This window comes from Arthrobacter sp. FW306-04-A (assembly GCF_044358315.1).
GTDB lineage: Bacteria > Actinomycetota > Actinomycetes > Actinomycetales > Micrococcaceae > Arthrobacter.
This window is the reverse complement of the sequence record NZ_CP084559.1, coordinates 3,486,066-3,505,316: the sequence shown is the minus strand read 5'-3', so window position 1 is coordinate 3,505,316 and position 19,251 is coordinate 3,486,066. Positions and strand designations below refer to the sequence as shown.

The window sequence follows — 19,251 nt, the reverse complement described above, 5'->3', positions numbered from 1 at the left end:
TTTGTACCACTTATTCTCGGCGACCGCAGGGTTCCTGGCGGCGGGATCGCTGGCTGCGCTGTGAGTTGCCACGAATCGGAGAGGGACACAATGAATCCACTAGCAGCACGGGTGGACGTGGTAACTGGCGACCTTGAGGATATGGACTCCCTGCGGCAGGCCTTTGCCGGGGCAGGCGTCATTTACTACCTGGGGCACTCGATGGGCCCTTCCGGCAGGCGGTCGTTTGAATAGACCGAAAGGCTCTGCGCCGACAATGTCGCGCGTGCAGCAGTGGACGCTCGCGCTGGACGGATCATCTACTTGGGAGGAATGCACCCTGAAGGAACGCAGCTCAGCCAGCATTTGCGCTCCCGCAAGGAAGTAGGCGACATCTTCCTTAAGTCTTCGGTGCCTGCGGTGGTGCTCCTGCGCTTCCACGGCGTCATTTTCAAGGGAATGGCCAACCGCATCACGGCCGCAGCGGCGTCGATCTCGGAAGGCAATTCGGCCTTGCCTCGCTCTTAGCGTCCGGAGGCGTTCGCTGCCGCGACGTGGACTGTGACGCCCAATTCCTGGATGTTCTCTTGGGTGTCCTGCGCCAGTTCATCGTCGGTGACAACGGCATCCAGTTGCTCGATCGGCGTTACCCGGAACTTCGCAAAGGTTCCAAACTTGGTGCTGTCCGCCAGCAGGAAGCAGCGCGACGCTGACTCGAGCGCGGCCAGTTTCATTTCCACCTTGTCCATGGACGGCGTGGTGACGCCGCGGGACAGGCTCCACGCGCCCGTACTCATGAAGAACAGATCGATGTTGATGTGCTTGATGGCGTCCGCTGCCATGCGGCCTGAGCTTGAGGCGCTGGAAGCATCCACCACGCCGCCCGTGTGGATGGTCTCAACGTTCGGGTACGCGAACAAAGACGTGACCACGTAAAAATCGTTGGTGACCACCGTGATGTTCTTCCGAGCGCCGAGATAGGGGACCACGGACTGGCAGGTGGTACCGGCGTCGAGGAACAGGACCATGTTGTCCTCGACGAACTGGGACGCAAGCTCGGCGATTGCTTGTTTCCGCGGCAGCTCCAGCTGCGCCCGGGATTCCCTCTCCCGGGGAGGTTCCTGGCTGGTCCCCTCCGCCAAACGCACGCCTCCTTGGACCGACAACACATGCCCAGCATCTTCGAGGGCTGTAATGTCGCGCCGGATGGTCATGTGGGAGACGTTCATGGATTCCGTGAGGCTGCGGATGCTCAGCACCCCCTCGCGGCGAAGCAATCGAAGGATCTCCTGATGGCGCTGCTCCGGGATCAGGGGAGGTGATGTTGACGAACTCAAAGTTGCTCCTTCGCGGTGGACAACCCCATCTTAACAAGTTTTCACACACTGTTCCGATTTGTGCTTGCCGGAGCCGGAAGGCTTCTTGATCGTCGCGGCATTGCCTTAAACATCGACAGATGTAAATATAAACGAGTGTCTATATCTTTGGAGTTAACGCCCGTCCAGGCGGTGGCGTGTTGTTCGCCCCTATCCAGGGAACCGCTCTCAGAATCGGAAGCCGGGGGGATCGTGCCGCTGCTGAAGGCGCTAGGCGATCCGGTGCGGCTGCGGCTTATGTCCCTTGTTGCATCCCACGAGGGCGGCGAAGCCTGCGTATGCGATTTGAACGACGCCTTTGAGCTGTCCCAGCCGACCATCAGCCACCACCTGAAGGTCCTGCACGAGGCGGGGCTGTTGGAGCGCGAAAAGCGCGGCGTGTGGGTCTACTACCGCGCACGCACCGACGCCCTGGAAAACCTTGCGGCCCTCATCGGGGGTCAGAGCCGGTGAGTGTGCTGAAACGGACGGTAGTAGCCGAGTTCGTCGGCACCGCCTTCCTTGTCATGGCTGTGGTCGGGTCCGGCGTCATGGCCTCGCGACTGTCCCCGACCGACGTCGGACTGCAGCTCCTGCAGAACAGCATCGCCACAGGCGCGGCGCTGGTGGCCCTGATCTTGGCCCTGCAGCCGGTCTCGGCATCCTTCAATCCCGTGGTCACGCTGGTGGAACGGGCCCTGGGATTGATGGACACACGCACCGCCGTGGGCCTGATCGCCGCCCAGTTCGCCGGCGGCCTGGCCGGGACCGTGATCGCCAACCTGATGTTCGGCCTCAACGCTGTGACGTTGTCCACGCACGAACGCTCCGGGACGGGGCTGTGGCTCGGCGAGATCATCGCCACGATCGGGTTGCTCCTGGTCATCTTCGGGACCATACGATCCGGCCGGACCGAACGGGTGGCCTTCGCCGTCGGCGGCTACATCACCGCCGCCTACTGGTTCACCAGCTCCACCAGTTTCGCCAACCCCGCCGTGACCGTGGCCCGGACCATCACCGACACCTTCGCCGGCATCGCCCCGGCCTCAGCCCCGGCGTTCATCCTCGCTCAGCTGCTGGGCGGAACCGTAGGATTCTTCCTGATCCGCGCCCTTTACCCCACCGTTCCCGCCTTGGCCGTAGATGCGGCCGATCGAAAGGTCCTCTCATGAGCACTGAAACCGTCAAGAAACCCTCCGTTCTCTTCGTCTGTGTCCACAACGCTGGCCGTTCCCAGATGGCCGCAGCGTTCCTCACCACGCTGGCTGAGGGCCGGATCGAGGTCCGCTCCGCCGGGTCCCAGCCCGCGGACAAAGTCAACCCCGCCGCCGTCGAAGCCATGGCCGAGGCGGGCATCGACATGTCCGCCGAAATCCCCAAAATCCTCACCACCGAGGCCGTGAAGGAATCCGACGTCGTGATCACCATGGGCTGCGGAGACGAGTGCCCGTACTTCCCCGGCAAGCGCTACGAGGACTGGGTCCTTGAAGACCCGGCCGGCCAGGGCGTCGAGGCCGTCCGTCCGATCCGGGACGAGATCAAATCCCGCATCGAGGGCCTGATCGCGTCCCTCACTCCCGCCGCAAGGTAACGTCCAGGCGTTGATGGAAGCCCCCGGGACACCGTGTGGTTTCTCGGACATTTTGCTGGATCACCGCCCCGGTGGGGTAGGAGAACCCGCGTCCTTCCAAGTCGCGGGCGGAGGGCGGGTCCGGGTGATCCAGCAGAATGTTCCGCACCGCCCTGCGCCCCCGCCGCACCCCTCTTAACAAGTTTTCACAGACTGTTCCGATTTGTGAATATTTGGGGTAATCTCTTAATCAATGTTAACCAAATTCGAAGTACTAGAGACCATCGTCCGCACCGGCGCCTTGCTGATTGCCCGCTTGGACAGTGCCGACGAGGCCTACCGCGTATCTGAAGCTGCCATCGAGGGCGGCATCCGTGCAGTGGAGGTCCCGTTGACTGTTCCCGGCGCCCTGGGAGTCATCGAGCGGCTTGCCGACAAATACGGGGACCAAGGCATCGTGATCGGTGCCGGTACCGTGCTCGACGCAGAGGCAGCCTTCGCAAGCATCTCTGCGGGCGCGCGGTTGCTGGTCAGCCCGCAGTTCAACCCGAAGATGATTGCTGCAGGAAACCGCTACCAAGCCGTCACTGCCAGCGGAGCGTTCACCCCCACGGAGGTCGTCAACACCCTGGAAGCCGGGGCGGACATCATCAAGCTGTTCCCCGCTGAACTGGGCGGGCCTTCATACGTCAAGACCATCCTGGCGCCCTTGCCGCAGGCACCCATCATGCCTTCCGGCGGAGTGACTCCCGCGAATGTCGGCGCCTGGTTCGACGCCGGTGTGACCGCCGTCGGCGTGGGAAGTTTTGTGACAAAGGCGGCCCAGAACGACGGCGACTACGGACTCGTTGCCCGCGCCGCACAGACCTTCCTCGCAGCGATCGACGAAGCCCGGCACTAGCCGAAACCCGCGATCCAAAACCCGGCGCAGCCGGAGTCCGGCACCGGCCGGGAAACAAAACCCGGCAGGAGCCGGCGAAAGCGCAACCCGACAAAGACTGTCGGTCAGAACACAAAGGAGTGAGCTGCATGAGCCAAGCATCAGCAGATATTGATACTACGGACACCAAGCCCCTGCGTCGCGTGAGAATCAGGTGGTACCTGGTTGCCCTGCTGGTCATCGGCGGGATCGTGAACTACCTCGACCGAAACAACCTCAGCATCGCGAACACCACGATTGCCAAGGAATTCGGCCTCAATGCGCTCCAGATGGGGCTGTTGCTCTCGGCGTTCTCGTGGCCGTACGCCATCGCCAACCTGCCGGCCGGCTACCTCGTGGACAAATACGGCCCCAAGCGCATGTTCGCCTGGGCGGCCGGGCTCTGGTCCATCATCTCGATGCTCTCCGCCCTCGCCAACTCCTTCGGCTTCCTGTATGCCGCCCGCGTGGCGCTGGGTATCTCCGAATCCCCGTTCTTCACCTCCGGGCTGAAGGTCGCCGACCGCTGGTTCAACAAGACAGAGCGCGCCCTGCCGGTCTCGATCGTCAACACCGGCTCGCAGATTGCCAACGCGATTGCCCCGCCGCTGCTGACCTTCCTCTTGCTGACCATGACCTGGCGTGGCATGTTCATCGTCATCGGCGCGCTCGGCGTGATCGTCGCCCTCGTGTGGCTCCGCGTCTACCGTGACCCCACACTCAAGGAACAGTTCCTCATCAAGGGTGCCGAGTTCGAAGAGCAGTCCAAGCCTAAGGAAAAGCAAGCCGGCTGGGGCGAACTGCTAAAGCAGAAGAACACCTGGTTCATGGTTCTGGGCGCGTTCGGCATCTTCTACACGGTGTGGGTCTACCTCACTTGGCTCCCGAGCTACCTGCAGACCGCCCGTGGCTTCAGCCTCAGCCAGAGTGGATGGCTCGCAGCCCTCCCGTTCCTCTGCGGCATCATCGGTGTGCTGACCGGCGGCGTGATCTCCAGCAGGGCCATCCGCCGCGGCATTCCTACCGTCACCGCCCGCAAGCTCCCGATCGTCGGAGGCGCACTCCTCGCAGCCGCAGCCGTCCTGCCCGTTGCCTACGTTGACAACTCCGCACTGGCGATCGTCCTGCTGTCTGTCGGTTACTTCGCCGCCCAGGTGCCGATCGGTGTCCTCTGGACGCTGGCCGCGGACATCGCAGAACCCACGCAGGTTGCATCCTTGGGCGCCATCCAGAACTTCGGCGGCTTCCTCGGTGCGGCACTCGCCCCGATCGTCACAGGCTTCATCCTTACCGAGACCGGTGGCAACTACACCTTCGTCTTCCTGATCGGCGGAGTACTGCTGGTGGTGGGTGCACTCTCCTACGGCTTCTTCGTCAAGGACCGCCGGGCCACAGTTACGGCCTAGCCTCGGCGCTGTGGCGGGGAGGGCAACAAAGCCCACCCCGCCACAGCCCTTTGTTGAAAGAATTTGATCCAGAGTTCAATGCAGAACAGACAGTTGAAGACAACCATGCCGCAGGTATTTTTCGTGATCGGCCCGGCGGGCTCCGGCAAGTCGAGCGTCAGCAAACTGATCGCCGAACACTACGGTGCCGCTTACATCGACAAGGACACCGCCACCAAGCGGTTCACGGAGCTGCTGCTGACGCTCAACGGCTCCGATCCGAACGAGCGGGACAACAACGAGTTCTACCAGCAGGCCATCCTGCCGCTGGAGTACGCGTCCATTTTGGACCTCACCCGTGACAACCTGAGCATTGGCCGCTCGGTGGTCCTGGACGCGCCCTTTGGCAAGTTCTTCGCCGATCCGGACTACCTCATCAACGCCCGGCGGGAGCACCATTGGCCCGAGGCCGAGCTGATCGTGGTGCATGTTCGAACCAACGGCGAGGCCGTCAGGGCGCGCCTTGAAGCCCGTGGATATGAGCGCGACGAGTGGAAACTCAACAACTGGGAGCAATTCTGGGCCGCGTCCCAGGCCAACGCCTGCGAGTGGAAAGCTGCCCGCCACGTCGACGTCGACAATAGCGGCGACGCGATCGACGTCGGGCTACTCGACGTTGCCTTCGGCGTCGGCGCCGACGTTACGCCATCTGACCCGCCGGCTTGAGCCCAGACCAAAGGGCCTTCCAGCCTGCGCGGCACGCCTGCCATGACGGGTTTGTCATGGTCTCCACCTAGAATTGCTGGTTGAAGCAATCTAAACGAGAGCCGCGGCGCATAACGCCGCGAGTCCTAGGGGACAAGACCATGCCGGATTCTGTGGATAACGAAGCGAGCGCCGCTGCACCAAGCGAAGGGCAGCCCGACCTTCGGCGACGCCGCGATCGCCGCCGTGCAGAGGGCGACGCCTGGACAGGAACTATGCCGATCATTACGCCGAACGATTCCGACGCACCCGCAGCCTCCGCTGCCCCTCTTCAAAGCAGATCCTGGGCTGAAGCGGCAGCCGCCGCCGACGAGTCCATCGAAGCGGAACCGGTCCGTGAAGACTCCGACCGTGGAGAACCTGGCCTCGAGCGCCCGACGGCGGCAGCACCGGCGTCGGCAGCACCGGCGTCGGGGGCTCCGGCTCCAACCGCAGCACGGGCCGGACGGGTCGCGGCTGCGAATGCTCCTATTTCCGACTTCATCTCGTCGCCCGGTTCCTTCGTGCGGGAACAGAAGCCGCGTCCCATCGGCGGCTTCCGCGGCATGCTCTACAAGCTCACCGGTGGTGCCTGGAACCTCGGCCCGAGCGCCAAGCAGCGTGCGGAAGACGAACTGGCGCGGCGCATTTCCCGGCAGCTACAAGGCAGCTACAACACCGCCGTCCTGAGCCTCAAGGGCGGAATCGGCAAGACCTCCACCACAGTAGGCGTGGGCCTCACCCTCGCGGAGTTCCGCGGCGACCCGCCCTGCGCCATCGATGCCAACCCCGATTCCGGCGACCTCGTGGAGCGCGCCCTGGGTGAAGGCATTTACCAGAAGGCTACTCCGCGCACCATCACGGACTTGCTCAAGAACGTCGAAAACGTCGATTCGCTCACCGCACTTGCCCGGTACATGCACCACGCGGGTCGGTTGCACCTCATCGCCGGCGAACAGGACCCGGAAGTCTCGGATTCACTCACCGCCGAGGAGTACCTGCGCATCCGCCAGTTGATCTCCGCCTACTACTCCGTAGCCCTGACCGACTGCGGCACCGGCGTCACACACAACGCGATGAGCGGCATCCTGCAATCGGCCGATAACCTGATCATCGCCGCCGGCTATGCCGTGAGCGGTGCCAAGCGTGCCCGCAGCACCCTCCAGTGGCTTGCGAGCCACGGCTACGAGGAGCTGGCCCGCAACGCGATCGTGGTCATCACGGACAAGGACGAAGTCTCCTCCCGCGTGGACAAAGACGCCATCGAGGAACACCTCTCCGGGATCTGCCGCCAGTTGATTGCCGTTCCGCACGACAGGGGAGTGGCCGACGGCGACCTGGTCACCCTGGACGTGCTGCGCCCCGAGACCCGCCGCGCCTACAAAGAGATCGCGGCCGCGATCGTGGACGGGTACGTGTAGCGGCTCCTTTTTCGTGGTGCCCCACCCGGCCAGCTGGCAGTTTGTTGGGTGGGACTACTTAGCAATTCGTCTTTTTGAGCTCGCGACACTCTATTAACTACCTGGATTTCTCCCGGCCTGCTCGGTTTCATACCCGACTGCTACTTGGATAGCAAATTGTCGCTTCTGCCCAGACTTTCCTAAAGTTGGTGGCGGACGTCTTCCGCTGTGCGGGGCGTCCTCGCCATGACCGGGAACTGGGCCCGGGCATGGTGCACCCCCATCCTTCACCTTTGTGACGATTGGCTGCGCCCGTTTCTGAACCCGTGGCCAGCACCCAGGAGCCTCATTTTGATTCCAAAAAACCTCGTTTTCGCGTTCGCTGCATTGCTCCTCCTCGGACTGACCAGTGCCTCGGCCATCCCCGCCGGCCCCGCGCCCATTGCCGGCCCTTCCACCAACCCAGCGCCCGACGCCGCCCCCGCACCAATCGCGAACGCCGCACCCGCCGCCGAGGTCGCCCCGGTCGCTACTACCGCCTCGGCCGCTCCCGCTCCGGCAACAGCTCCAGCACCTCCCGCCGTTCCGCAGCCTGCAGCCGCAGCGGCGCCCGCCGTCGTCGTGCCCCAAGCTGTCCCGAACGGCTCCGTGAAGGTGCTCGACACCACCGCGGCCATCACTGATCCCGACTGGTTCCGTCAGGCCTACGCCGAGGGCTTCCGTCTCTACGTGATGCACTCAACCGTTTGGGGCACGTGCACCCCTTGGCAACAGACCCAAGCCCAACTGAAGATGGCGCTCGACGCCGGCCTCAAGATCGCGGTCTACACGCGTGACGCATCGTGCTGGGAAGGCGGCATCAAAGCCGCAGGCCCGTACATGTCCCAGCTGCAGTTCTTCGCCTTGGACGTCGAGCCCGGGAGTTCGCCCGTGACGCGTGCCATGGTGGATGGCGTGCGCAGCCTGGGCGTTCGCCCCGTGATCTACAGCGGAAGCGGCATGTGGCCAGGTTTGATGAACAACAGCACCGCGTTCTCGGACGTACCCCTGTGGGATACCAACGCGAGCAACATCAACTACGCCAGCTGGACCGCGAATTACCTGGCTCCAGCCCCGGTGCAATACGGCGGCTGGAACACGGCCGGGACCATGCGCGTGGGGATCCAGCAAAAGTTCGAGCACACCCTGAACGGCATCAACGTAGACCTGAACTCCTTCAGCGCGAGCTTCCTCAAGTAGGCGCTGCGCTTCTTGCCCTGCGCTGCGCTGAATTCCGGGTGCGATAGGTATTTTGCGCGTCGCTAGGATAATAGGGATGACCACCACCAGCACCATCCAACCCTTCAATCTCCGCAGCATTGCCTTGCCCGCCTTCGGGCCCGCACTGCTGTTCTGCATCGGCGAGGGCGCGGTGCTTCCGGTAGTGGCATTGTCCGCCCGCGACCTTGGCGCTTCCGTGGCCGTTTCAGCCCTGGTGGTGACATTGATCGGGCTGGGCTCCTGGCTCTTCAACCTGCCGGCGTCGCTGATCACCATCAAGTTCGGCGAGCGGTGGGCCATCGTAGGCGCGGGCGCCGCCGGAGCCTTGGCCTTGCTGGCCGCAGGATTCGCGCCCCTCCTGGCGCACAACGGCATCTGGCTGCTCGCAGCGGCGATGACCGTGGTCGGGATGTCCACGAGCGTCTTCAACCTGGCCCGCCAGAAGTACCTCACCGAGGCCGTCCCGGTCATTTTCCGGGCCCGCGCCCTGTCTACGCTGGGCGGCGTCACCCGGATCGGAGTGTTCATCGGCCCCTTCGTCGGCGCGGCCGTGATGCAGTTCGCAGGAATCAGCGGTGCGTATTGGGTCGGCGTTGTGGGCATGACGGCTGCAGCGGTGCTGTCCCTCACCATCCCCGACCTCGTGGTGCCGGACGACGCCGACGGCGGCCCCAAGGGACCCGAGCCCACCCTCCGGGGTGTGGCGGTTTCCCACGCGGGCGTGTTCCTGACAATCGGCACCGGGATCCTCTTGCTCAGCGCACTCCGGGCCTCCCGCCAAGTGGTCATCCCTCTATGGGCGGACCACCTGGGACTGGACGCAACACACGCTTCACTCATCTATGGCCTGTCCGGCGCGATCGACATGCTCGTGTTCTACCCGGCCGGCAAACTCATGGACCGCAAGGGCCGGATGTGGGTTGCCGTGCCGTCCACGCTCATCATGGGCGCGGCGTTGTTCCTGATGCCCCTATCGGCCGAGTTTGTGGGATTGCTCCTGGCTTCGCTCCTGATCGGCTTCGGCAACGGCATCAGCTCGGGACTCATCATGACGCTCGGCGCCGACTTTTCCCCGGACAAGGGCCGCGGCCAATTCCTTGGCTTGTGGCGGTTCATCTCCGACGCCGGTTCCACCGGTGGACCCGTCCTGCTCTCGGCCCTCACGGCCGCGGTATCACTTGCAGCGGGCGTCTGGGCCACAGGCGTTCTGGGCGTGGCCGCTGCGGCCGTGTTCGCCGTCGCGCTCCCCAAGCTCAAGCACCGCCGCAACTACTAAAGCCCCGACGACGGCGGGACACGCGCCGTCGGACCCTGCCTGATGGTGGGCGAGAAGTCAGCCGGCAGCGGCTATGCGGGGCGGGTCCGGCACCCAGGCCGCCTGCCGCCCAACTCCCAGACTCCGGTCAGGAGCCTCCGGTATGGTGGATTGGATGGTTTCAGTCATCACGCCTCCGCGTCCCGCCACAACCCGGAAACCCGCCGGTAATCCGGCCCCGGCAAAGGCCAGACCGGATGGCGCAGGAGTTCCCCGGCCGAAGAGCGATTCACAGGGGTCCAGGCCTGATCTTGGGACACTGACAGCCCTGCGTTTCGTTGCGGCGCTGTGGGTGGTGCTCTTCCATCTTCAGGCCATGCGGCAGACTTTCCTGGCCCCCGTCTACGAGCTGTTCGGCCCGGTCATTGCCAATGGCGACCTGGGCGTGGACGTGTTTTTTGTGCTCAGCGGATTCATCATCACCTACACCTACCTGGACCGGCTGGGCCCCCGGTTCCGCTGGCGTGCGGCCGCGGACTTTGTCTGGGCCCGGTTCGCCCGGATGTGGCCGGCGTTCGCCCTGGTGGTGGGCGTGCTGGGCGTGTGGTTCGCGTACGGAACCGAGGAACAATCCGTGGGGACCTGGTCCCTGCAGACCCAGGCCCCGGATCTGTCGCCGTGGGGGCTGGCCAAGCAACTGCTGATGGTCCATCTCTGGTTCCAACCGGGTACCGACGGCGCCAGCTGGTTCGGCCCGGGTTGGACGGTCAGCGCCGAATGGCTGGCTTATCTGGCGTTCCCGCTGCTGGCGCTGGTCCTCTTCCGGCTGCGCCGGCTGCATCCGCTGGCAGCGCTGGCCGCTTCAGTGATGGTCTTGCTGCCGACAGCCATTTGGGGCCAGGACCTGCCAATCGCCACCGGCGAGCAGCAGCCGTACGAGTGGCTGCTCCGGATCACCTGCTGCTTCCTTTCCGGTGCCTTCGCCTGTATCGCCGCCCGGAATGCGGACCGAATGAACTTCAACCCCGTGCTCGCCGGGCCCGGCGCGGTACTGGCCGGAACCGCCGTCGTCATCTTCCTGGCAGCGTCCGGAAAACCGGGCCCGGGACGGTTGGCCGTGCTGGCCTTCCCGCTGTTGATCGCGCTTCTGAGCCTGACCCAGGGCTGGCTTCGCTCGGCGCTATCAGCACGCTGGCTGCAGTATGGCGGACGCAGCTCCTACAGCCTGTACCTGGTCCACATGTTCTTTATCTATCTCTACTACTGGCTGAATAGGGACTGGCCGAATGGTGCAGGTCCGGTGGCCACGAACGTGCTCGCGGCGGGCTGTCTGGCCGGCATTGCCCTCGCCACCCATCTGCTGTTCAAGTATGTCGAGGAACCGGCCCGCCTCCGGCTGCGCGCGCTGGTACCGCGGCCGGCACACCTCTAGATCCACACCTCAAGATCCGACCACTTTTGGCCGGGCCCCGCCCCGATTTCCGCGGAAATACAGGGATCGGGGACGACGATCCTGGTCAAAAGTGGTCAAAATTTGAGTCACCGGGCCCGATGCACGCCGGCACCATCATCGAAAATCTCAACAAGGCGGAAGATCCGGCGTAGGTCAGGAGAGACGATCCGCTGAAACTCCCCACCTTTGGCCGGGCCGCCGCCCGGGAATTCGCAGAGATACAGGGATTCCGGGACGGTGGTGCCGGCCAGAAGTGGTCAAAAGCGGGGAAATCACGACCACGGCTAGAGACGAGTGGTCATCACTCGTTCCTTCCCGCGCCCGGTTGGGTAGAACTTCTCCTGTAAGTAGTTGGTTTTCCCAGCCTCTCCGGTCAGGCACTCCCGGCCGGGTCCGACGAGGAAGGAGTGCCCGTGACGCTGCCCTCCGTCGACACAAACGAACAGTCGGCACACGAGCGCAAAAGCCCGGCCCGCACTTTCAGATCGAAGTCTGCGGCCGGGCTCTCCGTCGGTCTGGCCCTCGTTGCATTGTTCGTCGTCGTTCGGGTCCTGGCGCCGCCCGCGACGGCGACCTTTGGACTTCCCGACGCCGCCCGCGACTTTGCGACGCTCTCGATCAGCGTGGTCGTCGAATCCCTGCCCTTCGTTTTCCTCGGGATTGTCCTCTCGATCGCAGTCCAGGTGTGGCTGCCAGAGGGCACGTTGCTCCGCCGGCTGCCACGGAGCCCGGTGCTGCGGCGTATGGTGCTCTCCCTCCTGGGTATGCTGCTGCCGGTGTGCGAGTGCGGGAATGTTCCGCTGGCCCGGGGATTGGTGGTCAAGGGCCTCACGGTTGCCGAGTCGATGACCTTCCTGTTTGCGGCCCCCATCTTGAACCCCGTAACCATCGTCACCACCGCGCAGGCATTTGGTTGGGGCAACGGAATCCTGGCCTCCCGAGTTCTTGGCGGCTTCTTCATCGCGAACCTTGTCGGTTGGATCTACAGCCGGCATCCCCGCCCCCAGGACCTCCTGACCACCCGCTTCCAGGAGACCTGTAGCCTGGCTGACCGCCACGGCGGCCCTGCAGGGAGGGTCCAGCGCAGCGTGCGGATGTTCTCGCAGGAGACGCGTGCCATGATGCCGGCCCTGTTCATTGGCGCAGGCATGGCCGGGCTGATCCAGGTTGCCGTTTCCCGTGAAGTGCTGGTGACCCTGGGCGGCAACCCGGTCTGGTCTGTCCTGGCGCTGATGCTGCTGGCGTTCGTCGTCGCGATCTGCTCAAACGTGGATGCCTTCTTCATCCTGTCCTTCGGCGCAACCTTCATGCCGGGAGGCATCGTTGCTTTCCTGGTTTTCGGGCCGATGATCGACGTGAAAATGCTTGCCCTGATGCGCACGACGTTCACCGCGAAGACCCTTCTGCAGCTCAGCCTGCTGGTAGCACTGTGCGCGGCTGTCCTCGGGTTGGCGGTCAACTATGGTCATTAGGCGGTTCGTGGCCCACTGGCAGGGCGTGGTTCTCAGCCTGATCGGCCTCATCGCCACGATCTGGCTGGGGCTCACAGGCGAGCTCGCGTTGTACATCCATCCGCGGTATTTCGTGTTCACGATCATCATGGCCGTGATCGCCGCCGTGTTTGCCCTCGCGGCCTTCGCCCTGGATCCCGCCACTCCGAACGACCACGACCACGACCACGAGAACGACCACGAGCACGCCGGGGAGGGCGGATCCCGGTGGGGCTGGCTCTGGCCGGTCGGAAGCGTGCTGACCGTGATCGCCGCCATCGTCGCCTTACTGATCCTGCCGCCGTCGACCCTCACCACCGCGACAGTCGCCCAACGGGACCTGAACGGCTCAGCGTCTGCCCTCACGCTGAAAGCGCCCGCCCTGCCCAGCAAAGGCGATTACTCCGCGTTCACGGTCAGGGACTGGGCATCGCTGCTTCGCTCCGGCGCCGGACATGACTTCTTTGCCGACAAGACCGCCACCGTGACCGGGTTCATCACCCCGGACAAGACTGATCCGAATGTTTTCTTCGTGGCCCGTTTTGTCGTCACCTGTTGTGCGGTCGATGCGCAGCCGATCGGCATTCCGGTGTACCACCCCGGTTGGCAGAATGAGTACAAAACCGACAGTTGGGTGACGATCTCCAGCAGTTTCCGCTCCAACCCCAACCCGGCCAGCCGCGAGGCAATCGTGCTCATGCCGGATTCCATCATCCCCACCACCCAGCCGGCGCAGCCCTATGTCTACTAAGCGCAGCCCTGCCTCTGCCAAACGGGCCGCAGCAGCCGCCGCAGCCGCAGCCGCAGCTGCGCTCGCCGCCGGGCGGCGCTTCGCCCGGCGGCTCTACGGCACTATCACGATCCTCACCCTGCTTGCCGGTGGCCTGACCGCCGCGAATCTGGCGAAGCTGCCGCACCCCAACTCCACCTCGGCGCTGACCCGCTCCTCCGCCTCCGCAGGCTTCGCGCTGTACACCCTGCAACGGGACACGGGCAAAGACAACACAGGGGCGAAGAAGCCGGACACCATCCGCGGCACAAACCTCTACGGCAGCGGCGAACCCGCCGCCATTGTCAGCGCTCCCCGCATCCAGGAGTTTGCCGCCCTTCCATCCGCCCTCGCCGTGGTCACGATCAACGATGACAACACCAGCTCACTGGAGATCGTCTCCCTCGCCGGCGGCCCGCCAACCCTGGTTCCCTTGCCAAGCCTGGGAACAGTCGCGAACCTTCATCCGGCAGGATCCAAACACCTCATTGGCTTCACCTTCACCAGTTCATCGGCCACAGACCAATACTGGAAATCACTGTTCGTGTACGACGTCGACAATCCATCCTCGGGTCCGCGCGCCGTCCAGGGGATAAACGGTCCGGTGTCGGCTGCGGACTGGCGCTTTGTGCCCGATACGGCCAGCTTGGTGGCGCGGACCGATGACGGATCCATGTTTCTCATTGACGCATCGGGAACCGGCAAGGTGTCGCCCTTGGGCACGCATGCCGGGATCCTCGGATTCGTCCCCGGCGCCAACGAACTCGCCGTGGCCGACCCGGGCCTGAGAAAGGGCATAGACCCGCTCCGATATTCAACCATCAGCCTCGTCACCGGCACACCTGCACCGCTGAATCTCACTGGGACGTCCGCGACTGATCCTGCCAACGGGGTCACCGCCTCCGCAGGCCAGCCCTTGATCCTCGACGGTTCCGGCCAATACATACAGGTCGTGAGAAAGTACGACGCCGGAAAAGAGTCTTCCGCCATCATCCTCACCGAAAAGAACGGCCCGCGGCAGTTCTACCAGCCTTCCGCCGCCTGGTCACGCATCCTGGACGTCTGCGTCTCTCCGGCCCGCGACTATCTCGCCATCGAAACGGCATCCCCGCAATACGCCGGAGACCAATACCCCGTTCTCCCAGCACCTTTCCCAATGCGGACAGACCTTGTGGATTTGAAAACCGGCAGTGTCCTAAAAAGCGTTCCCGGGTTTTTGCCTAGCTGGTGCGGCTGAACAATCCCGTTCCATCCCGCTGAATCTCCCCACGTTTGGCAGGGCCGCAGCTTCGGAATCCGCAGAAATACGGGGATTCCGGACAACGACACCGGCCAAAAGTGGTCAAAAGTGGGGAAATCACCACGGCCGCCGTCGGGCACTCAACGTGCGGGCCGCCGTCGGGCGCTCAGTCCGAAAAGCCAGGTGGCAGCGACCGTTGCCAGATAACCGGTGATGACTATCAGCGCGGCCCCGGCCCAAAAGTAGTTAGTGGTGCTGCTTTCCTGGCCGAAACCAGGGGCGATCTTGATCAGCGAGTACACAGCAACAGCCGCAGCCGCGACGCCCGCCAGCGCCGACAACAAAAGCCACAAACGCGAGGACGCCCAATGGTCGCCGCGATCGTCCTGGACGTTCCAACGGTTCCCGGTGCGCAGCACCAGCCAGCCGGCCGGGAGCATGACCGCTCCCACCAGGAGGAACGCCGCTACGACGTCGGCGGGCCGGTGCCACTGGTTGATCAGCGTGGACACCCCGGCCGCCACCGCGAACGTGCCACCCAGGAACCCGGCCACGGGGCGCCAACGCGGCGACACCACCAGGAACACCGCGGCCGCCGCGGAGGCCGCGAGAGTCGTGTGGCCGGACGGCAGCGAATTCAGCTCGATGGTCTCTACCCCCCGGAACGGCCTGTCCGGGAACCAATCCTTCAAGACCTGCGTGGCCAGGTTTGCCGCCACACAAGCGGCCAGGGCAATGCCCGCAGCCTTCCAGCGCCGGCGCGCCACGGTGACGAAAAGGACGACGACGGCGGCGATCGCCACCGAAATGACCGGCAACCAATCGAGGAACTTGGTGGTTGCCCGCTCGGCCGGGCCGTTGAGGGTCACGGCTTCCACCAGGGCGGATTCGTCGATGTACTGTCCCGTTGTGGTGCGGACGAAGAAATAGTAGGTGGCCGCGAAGCCGGCAACGCATGCCAAGGTTGCCAGCACAAAAAGGAAGCCCGTTCCGGCGCCTGCCCAGCGCTTGTTTGCGGTCCTCTGTGTGGCCGTCAGCCGGCCTGTGCTAGGAAAACTCATCCCCTTCAGGGTGCCATATCTAGCTGGGAGGATCACTTCTGCTCGGCGAGAAGCTCCTCATAGAGCTCCAGGTGTTCGGCAACCATCCTTTCGGCGCCGAAATAGGTTTCCGCGGCCTGGCGGCATTCGCCGCGGTCCAACGTGGCGGCGGCAATGAGGGCGGACGCGAGTTCCGGGGGATTGGAACCGAGGTAGCCCGTGACGCCTTCACAAACGATCTCCGGGGCGGATCCTCGGAATGTTGCCACTACTGGCGTGCCGGTGGCGAGGGCCTCGATCATGGCCATACCGAAAGGCTCATCCCACTGAATCGGATTCAGCAAAGCCACGGAGCCGCCCAGGAGGACGAACTTGTCCGCGGCGTTCAGCTCGCCGAGGTATTCGATGTCGGGCCCCAACAATGGTGCAATGACCGCGGAGTAATACTCATGCTCCTCCGCGCTGTACATCTTGGCCGCGATTCGGAGCGGAATCCGGGCCAGTCTGGCGGCCTTTATTGCTTCCGGCAATCCCTTGCCGGGATGCATGCGGCCAAGGAAGCTGGCGTAGCCGCCGTCGCCGGTTCCGAGCGGGACGGATTGCGTGTCGATGCCGTGGTGAATGACCCGCCGAACCTTGATCCCGGGGGCAGTGTCTGCCTGATGATGCGAGATCGCAATGATCGCGGTGTCGGTCGCCATTGCTTGGTAGATGTCATGGTTTTCGGCTGAAAAGGGGAGATGGGCCGTTGCGACGAGGGGAATTCCGGCTGGCCGATGCCTATAGAGCGGTCCGGCCAGCGTGTTGTCGTGGATGAGGTCCATGTCCTCCATGGCCGCGAAGGCATACACGCTGTGGCGAAGTTCGTCGGTGCCGTTCCCTATCCTGGATCCGTCCGCGAGCGGAGGACCGGGGACCTTGGCCACTGGACATGTGCTTCCGGAGGCCGCCGCCAGAAGCACATCATGGCCGGCTGCGGACAGGCCACGCGCCAGGATATCGATGATCGACTCCGTGCCGCCGTAAGCGGGAGGCGGGACGGGGATCCAGGGCGGGGCAACCAATCCGATGCGCATCTACTTCCCCCGCCGCGGTCCAGCGGTGCCATGGTGGACATCCAACAGGTCGGAAAGCGGTTTGCGGGCCTCGAGGTGCAGCGCGATATTCTCGGGCAGGTCCATGACCCGTGTTTTTCCGTTGACCACCTCCACGGAAATCCGGGATCCGGCGAGGGGAATGTTCCGCATCTTGATGTCCCCGAAGCCTTCGGGAACCACAGGCGCCAGCCAGAGGCCTCCGTGTGTGAGGCAAGGATCGAAGCGGAGCAGCACGCGGAGCAGGTGAACCGGTGTGGCGGCCGCCCATGCCTGCGGTGAACATGACGAGGGATACGGAACGGGCATCCCGTAGGTTTTCCTGTCCAAGCCGCAGAACAATTCCGGCAGCCGTCCGCCAAAAGCCTCCGCCGCATCCAAGAGGCCCATGACGATCCGCTGGGACTCCTCCACAAAGCCGTACCGCATCAAGCCGCCGGCAATGAGGGCGTTGTCGTGCGGCCACACCGAGCCGTTGTGGTAGCTCGCAGGATTGTAGGCTGCCATGTCTGAGGCGAGCGTCCGGACACCCCACCCTGTGAACATGGTGTCCGACATCAGCCGTTCCGCGACCAAGGGAGCCTTGTCGTCGTCGACGATTCCGCTCCAGAGGCAATGGCCCATATTTGACGCGCACGCATCTACTGGCCGCTTGTCGCGGTCCAGCGCGATGGCGAAATAGCCACGTTCAGGGAGCCAGAACTGCTCGTTGAACTTGCGCTTGAGCTCGGCCGCCCGCGCACCCCACACCGCAGCAAGCTTCGCATCACCGTCCTGTTGAGCCATGAGGGCCCTGCTGAGATAGGCCGTGTACACATAGCCCTGGACTTCGCACAGCGCGGTTGGAGGCGTGGCCAAAGTCCCGTCGGCGAAGTTGATGCCGTCCCCGGAATCCTTCCAGCCTTGGTTGAAGAGCCCTTGGTCCGTGGCCCGCGAGTACTCCACGAAGCCATCCCCGTCTGCGTCTCCGTAGTCGCGGATCCAATCCAAGGCCCTGTCCACCGCAGGCAGGAGGGATTCCGTGACCTCCGAGCGGAATCCCCAACGGGTGAGTTCCCCGGCAAGCGTGACGAACAACGGAGTGGCATCCACCGACCCGTAGTAGGCACTGCCGCCCCCAAGGGCCAAACCCGTGCTGGCGCCTAGGCGGACCTCATGCAGGATCCGGCCGGGTTCCTCTTCGCTGAGCGGGTTGACTGTGCGGCCCTGGTGGTCGGCGAGGGTTTGCAGGGTTCCCAGGGCCAGCGACGGGTCGAGGGGAAGTGTCATGAAGGAAGTCAGGAGCGAGTCCCGGCCGAAGAGGGCCATGAACCAAGGCGATCCTGCCGCCACCACCGTGCGCCCAGGATGGTCGGGGTCGAAGATCCGCAACGAGCCGAGGTCTGCCCTGCTTTGATCCAACGCTTTTTCGAAGACGTGGTTGGCCACTTCCGTTTGGGGAACCTTGCCGTGCCACTCCTGCAATCTCTCTTCCGGGACATCGTAAGGACGCTGGCTGCCCCAAATAGACGCGTCGGCATCCGGTCCAACCCCGTCGATGCTTGGCGTGGCAGTCACACTGGTGGACCAATGGCCTTGGGGTCCAATGGCGACGTCATAGCTGAGGACATCACCGTCAACCAGGGCATTCGGGGCGTCGACGGTGACCAGGACATGCCGCCCCTGCCGCTGGGACTCAAGAACCAACGCCCCATTGCTGCCCTGCGCCAAATGAACACTCTCGTGCCGTGCCCGCCCTTCTTTGACTTCGAAGATGTCGGCAAAATCAGCACTCACCGTCAGCGAAACAGTGCATCGAGTGGCTTTGTTGGAAAAGTTCCTGACCGTGATCTCCTCGCGCACTCCGCCGAACAGGCTCCGTCGGCGTTCGATCAGCAGGTGGCTGTCTGCCAGGCCGTCGGTGCGGGCCGCCCGGCCGATGAAATCGGCACGATAGGGCTCCGGGACCGGGGAGCCCAGGGCCTCGATGGCGTGGCCGTTCACCGCCAGCACCCAGTTGGAAACAAACCGCGTATCCCGGAAAAACATTCCGTGGGGGCGTATCTGGTCCATATCCCCGTTGGCTGCGGACACGCAAAAGGACGTCCCGGCCAACAGCGTCACGGCGCCGGCGCCCGCCGAACCTGCAAGGTTTTCGGCATTCCAACCTGTCATCGATGAGCTCCAAGGTAGGGAAGGGAAAACGGGGCAGCTTGCTTCAGCGTATTCGCCACGTCTTCGGAAGTGAACCCTCCTTCAGTTCTGGCGGGTTTTTGGTGGACCCTCCTGCAGATCTGGCGGGTTTTTGGTGGACCCTCC

Annotated in this window: 18 protein-coding genes; 14 read left to right on the top strand and 4 right to left on the bottom strand. The window is 64.0% G+C overall.

Annotated features, from left to right (window positions below; translation table 11 throughout):
- The first annotated feature begins 273 nt into the window (after positions 1-273).
- Positions 274-507 carry a hypothetical protein gene (locus LFT43_RS16320; RefSeq protein WP_395798496.1) on the top strand — a complete coding sequence of 78 codons (234 nt, stop codon included), beginning with the start codon at positions 274-276 and terminating at the stop codon, positions 505-507.
- On the opposite strand, the gene LFT43_RS16315 is transcribed toward LFT43_RS16320, so the two are convergent.
- Positions 504-1,316 carry a DeoR/GlpR family DNA-binding transcription regulator gene (locus LFT43_RS16315; protein WP_395798494.1) on the bottom strand — a complete coding sequence of 271 codons (813 nt, stop codon included), beginning with the start codon at positions 1,314-1,316 and terminating at the stop codon, positions 504-506. The two genes, LFT43_RS16320 and LFT43_RS16315, sit on opposite strands and share 4 nt — an antisense overlap.
- 141 nt (positions 1,317-1,457) lie before the next feature.
- Between LFT43_RS16315 and LFT43_RS16310 the strand changes: the two genes are divergently transcribed.
- From LFT43_RS16310 to LFT43_RS16250, 13 genes are all read left to right on the top strand, one after another.
- Complete coding sequence (locus LFT43_RS16310) at positions 1,458-1,808, top strand: ArsR/SmtB family transcription factor (RefSeq protein WP_395803131.1); 351 nt, start codon at positions 1,458-1,460, stop codon at positions 1,806-1,808.
- A gap of 53 nt (positions 1,809-1,861) precedes the next feature.
- A complete protein-coding gene (locus tag LFT43_RS16305; protein ID WP_395803129.1) occupies positions 1,862-2,506 on the top strand; it encodes an aquaporin in 645 nt (214 codons plus the stop codon).
- Positions 2,503-2,925 carry an arsenate reductase ArsC gene (locus LFT43_RS16300; RefSeq protein ID WP_395798492.1) on the top strand — a complete coding sequence of 141 codons (423 nt, stop codon included), beginning with the start codon at positions 2,503-2,505 and terminating at the stop codon, positions 2,923-2,925. Before LFT43_RS16305 ends, LFT43_RS16300 begins: the two co-directional genes overlap by 4 nt.
- 232 nt (positions 2,926-3,157) lie before the next feature.
- Positions 3,158-3,805, top strand: coding sequence for a bifunctional 4-hydroxy-2-oxoglutarate aldolase/2-dehydro-3-deoxy-phosphogluconate aldolase (locus LFT43_RS16295; protein ID WP_395798490.1), 648 nt, complete (start codon positions 3,158-3,160; stop codon positions 3,803-3,805).
- Positions 3,806-3,933: 128 nt separating this feature from the next.
- On the top strand, positions 3,934-5,229 hold the full coding sequence (locus tag LFT43_RS16290) for an MFS transporter (RefSeq protein ID WP_395798488.1): 1,296 nt from the start codon (positions 3,934-3,936) through the stop codon (positions 5,227-5,229).
- Between the two features lie 105 nt (positions 5,230-5,334).
- The gene (locus LFT43_RS16285; protein WP_395798486.1) at positions 5,335-5,934 is read left to right on the top strand and encodes an AAA family ATPase; all 600 of its coding nucleotides are present in this window, start codon (positions 5,335-5,337) and stop codon (positions 5,932-5,934) included.
- A 140-nt stretch (positions 5,935-6,074) separates the two neighbouring features.
- Positions 6,075-7,373, top strand: coding sequence for a MinD/ParA family protein (locus tag LFT43_RS16280; protein ID WP_395798485.1), 1,299 nt, complete (start codon positions 6,075-6,077; stop codon positions 7,371-7,373).
- A 330-nt stretch (positions 7,374-7,703) separates the two neighbouring features.
- Positions 7,704-8,591, top strand: coding sequence for a hypothetical protein (locus tag LFT43_RS16275; RefSeq protein WP_395798483.1), 888 nt, complete (start codon positions 7,704-7,706; stop codon positions 8,589-8,591).
- Positions 8,592-8,667: 76 nt separating this feature from the next.
- Positions 8,668-9,888, top strand: a complete 1,221-nt coding sequence (locus LFT43_RS16270) for an MFS transporter (RefSeq protein ID WP_395798481.1) — start codon at positions 8,668-8,670, stop codon at positions 9,886-9,888.
- A gap of 142 nt (positions 9,889-10,030) precedes the next feature.
- Complete coding sequence (locus tag LFT43_RS16265) at positions 10,031-11,299, top strand: acyltransferase family protein (RefSeq protein ID WP_395798479.1); 1,269 nt, start codon at positions 10,031-10,033, stop codon at positions 11,297-11,299.
- Between the two features lie 434 nt (positions 11,300-11,733).
- Positions 11,734-12,792 carry a permease gene (locus LFT43_RS16260; RefSeq protein ID WP_395798477.1) on the top strand — a complete coding sequence of 353 codons (1,059 nt, stop codon included), beginning with the start codon at positions 11,734-11,736 and terminating at the stop codon, positions 12,790-12,792.
- Positions 12,793-12,799: 7 nt separating this feature from the next.
- Positions 12,800-13,561 (top strand): TIGR03943 family putative permease subunit, encoded by a 762-nt coding sequence (locus tag LFT43_RS16255; RefSeq protein ID WP_395798475.1) that lies wholly within the window; start codon positions 12,800-12,802, stop codon positions 13,559-13,561.
- Positions 13,551-14,816 carry a hypothetical protein gene (locus tag LFT43_RS16250; RefSeq protein ID WP_395798472.1) on the top strand — a complete coding sequence of 422 codons (1,266 nt, stop codon included), beginning with the start codon at positions 13,551-13,553 and terminating at the stop codon, positions 14,814-14,816. Before LFT43_RS16255 ends, LFT43_RS16250 begins: the two co-directional genes overlap by 11 nt.
- A gap of 143 nt (positions 14,817-14,959) precedes the next feature.
- Here the strand turns inward: LFT43_RS16250 and LFT43_RS16245 are convergent, their stop codons facing one another.
- The 3 genes from LFT43_RS16245 to LFT43_RS16235 are packed head-to-tail and all read right to left on the bottom strand — an operon-like array spanning position 14,960 to position 19,107.
- The gene (locus tag LFT43_RS16245) at positions 14,960-15,880 is read right to left on the bottom strand and encodes a phosphatase PAP2 family protein (protein ID WP_395798470.1); all 921 of its coding nucleotides are present in this window, start codon (positions 15,878-15,880) and stop codon (positions 14,960-14,962) included.
- A 32-nt stretch (positions 15,881-15,912) separates the two neighbouring features.
- Positions 15,913-16,935 carry a glycosyltransferase gene (locus LFT43_RS16240; protein ID WP_395798468.1) on the bottom strand — a complete coding sequence of 341 codons (1,023 nt, stop codon included), beginning with the start codon at positions 16,933-16,935 and terminating at the stop codon, positions 15,913-15,915.
- A complete protein-coding gene (locus LFT43_RS16235) occupies positions 16,936-19,107 on the bottom strand; it encodes a glycogen debranching N-terminal domain-containing protein (RefSeq protein WP_395798466.1) in 2,172 nt (723 codons plus the stop codon).
- Positions 19,108-19,251: the final 144 nt, after the last annotated feature.

Bases quoted from the DNA above. Each gene is read 5' to 3' on its own strand.
- LFT43_RS16305 (WP_395803129.1), top strand. From the start codon at position 1,862: ATGGCTGTGGTCGGGTCCGGCGTCATGGCCTCGCGACTGTCCCCGACC.
- LFT43_RS16300 (WP_395798492.1), top strand. From the start codon at position 2,503: ATGAGCACTGAAACCGTCAAGAAACCCTCCGTTCTCTTCGTCTGTGTC.
- LFT43_RS16295 (WP_395798490.1), top strand. From the start codon at position 3,158: ATGTTAACCAAATTCGAAGTACTAGAGACCATCGTCCGCACCGGCGCC.
- LFT43_RS16290 (WP_395798488.1), top strand. From the start codon at position 3,934: ATGAGCCAAGCATCAGCAGATATTGATACTACGGACACCAAGCCCCTG.
- LFT43_RS16285 (WP_395798486.1), top strand. From the start codon at position 5,335: ATGCCGCAGGTATTTTTCGTGATCGGCCCGGCGGGCTCCGGCAAGTCG.
- LFT43_RS16280 (WP_395798485.1), top strand. From the start codon at position 6,075: ATGCCGGATTCTGTGGATAACGAAGCGAGCGCCGCTGCACCAAGCGAA.
- LFT43_RS16270 (WP_395798481.1), top strand. From the start codon at position 8,668: ATGACCACCACCAGCACCATCCAACCCTTCAATCTCCGCAGCATTGCC.
- LFT43_RS16265 (WP_395798479.1), top strand. From the start codon at position 10,031: ATGGTGGATTGGATGGTTTCAGTCATCACGCCTCCGCGTCCCGCCACA.
- LFT43_RS16250 (WP_395798472.1), top strand. From the start codon at position 13,551: ATGTCTACTAAGCGCAGCCCTGCCTCTGCCAAACGGGCCGCAGCAGCC.
- LFT43_RS16245 (WP_395798470.1), bottom strand. From the start codon at position 15,880: ATGAGTTTTCCTAGCACAGGCCGGCTGACGGCCACACAGAGGACCGCA.
- LFT43_RS16240 (WP_395798468.1), bottom strand. From the start codon at position 16,935: ATGCGCATCGGATTGGTTGCCCCGCCCTGGATCCCCGTCCCGCCTCCC.
- LFT43_RS16235 (WP_395798466.1), bottom strand. From the start codon at position 19,107: ATGACAGGTTGGAATGCCGAAAACCTTGCAGGTTCGGCGGGCGCCGGC.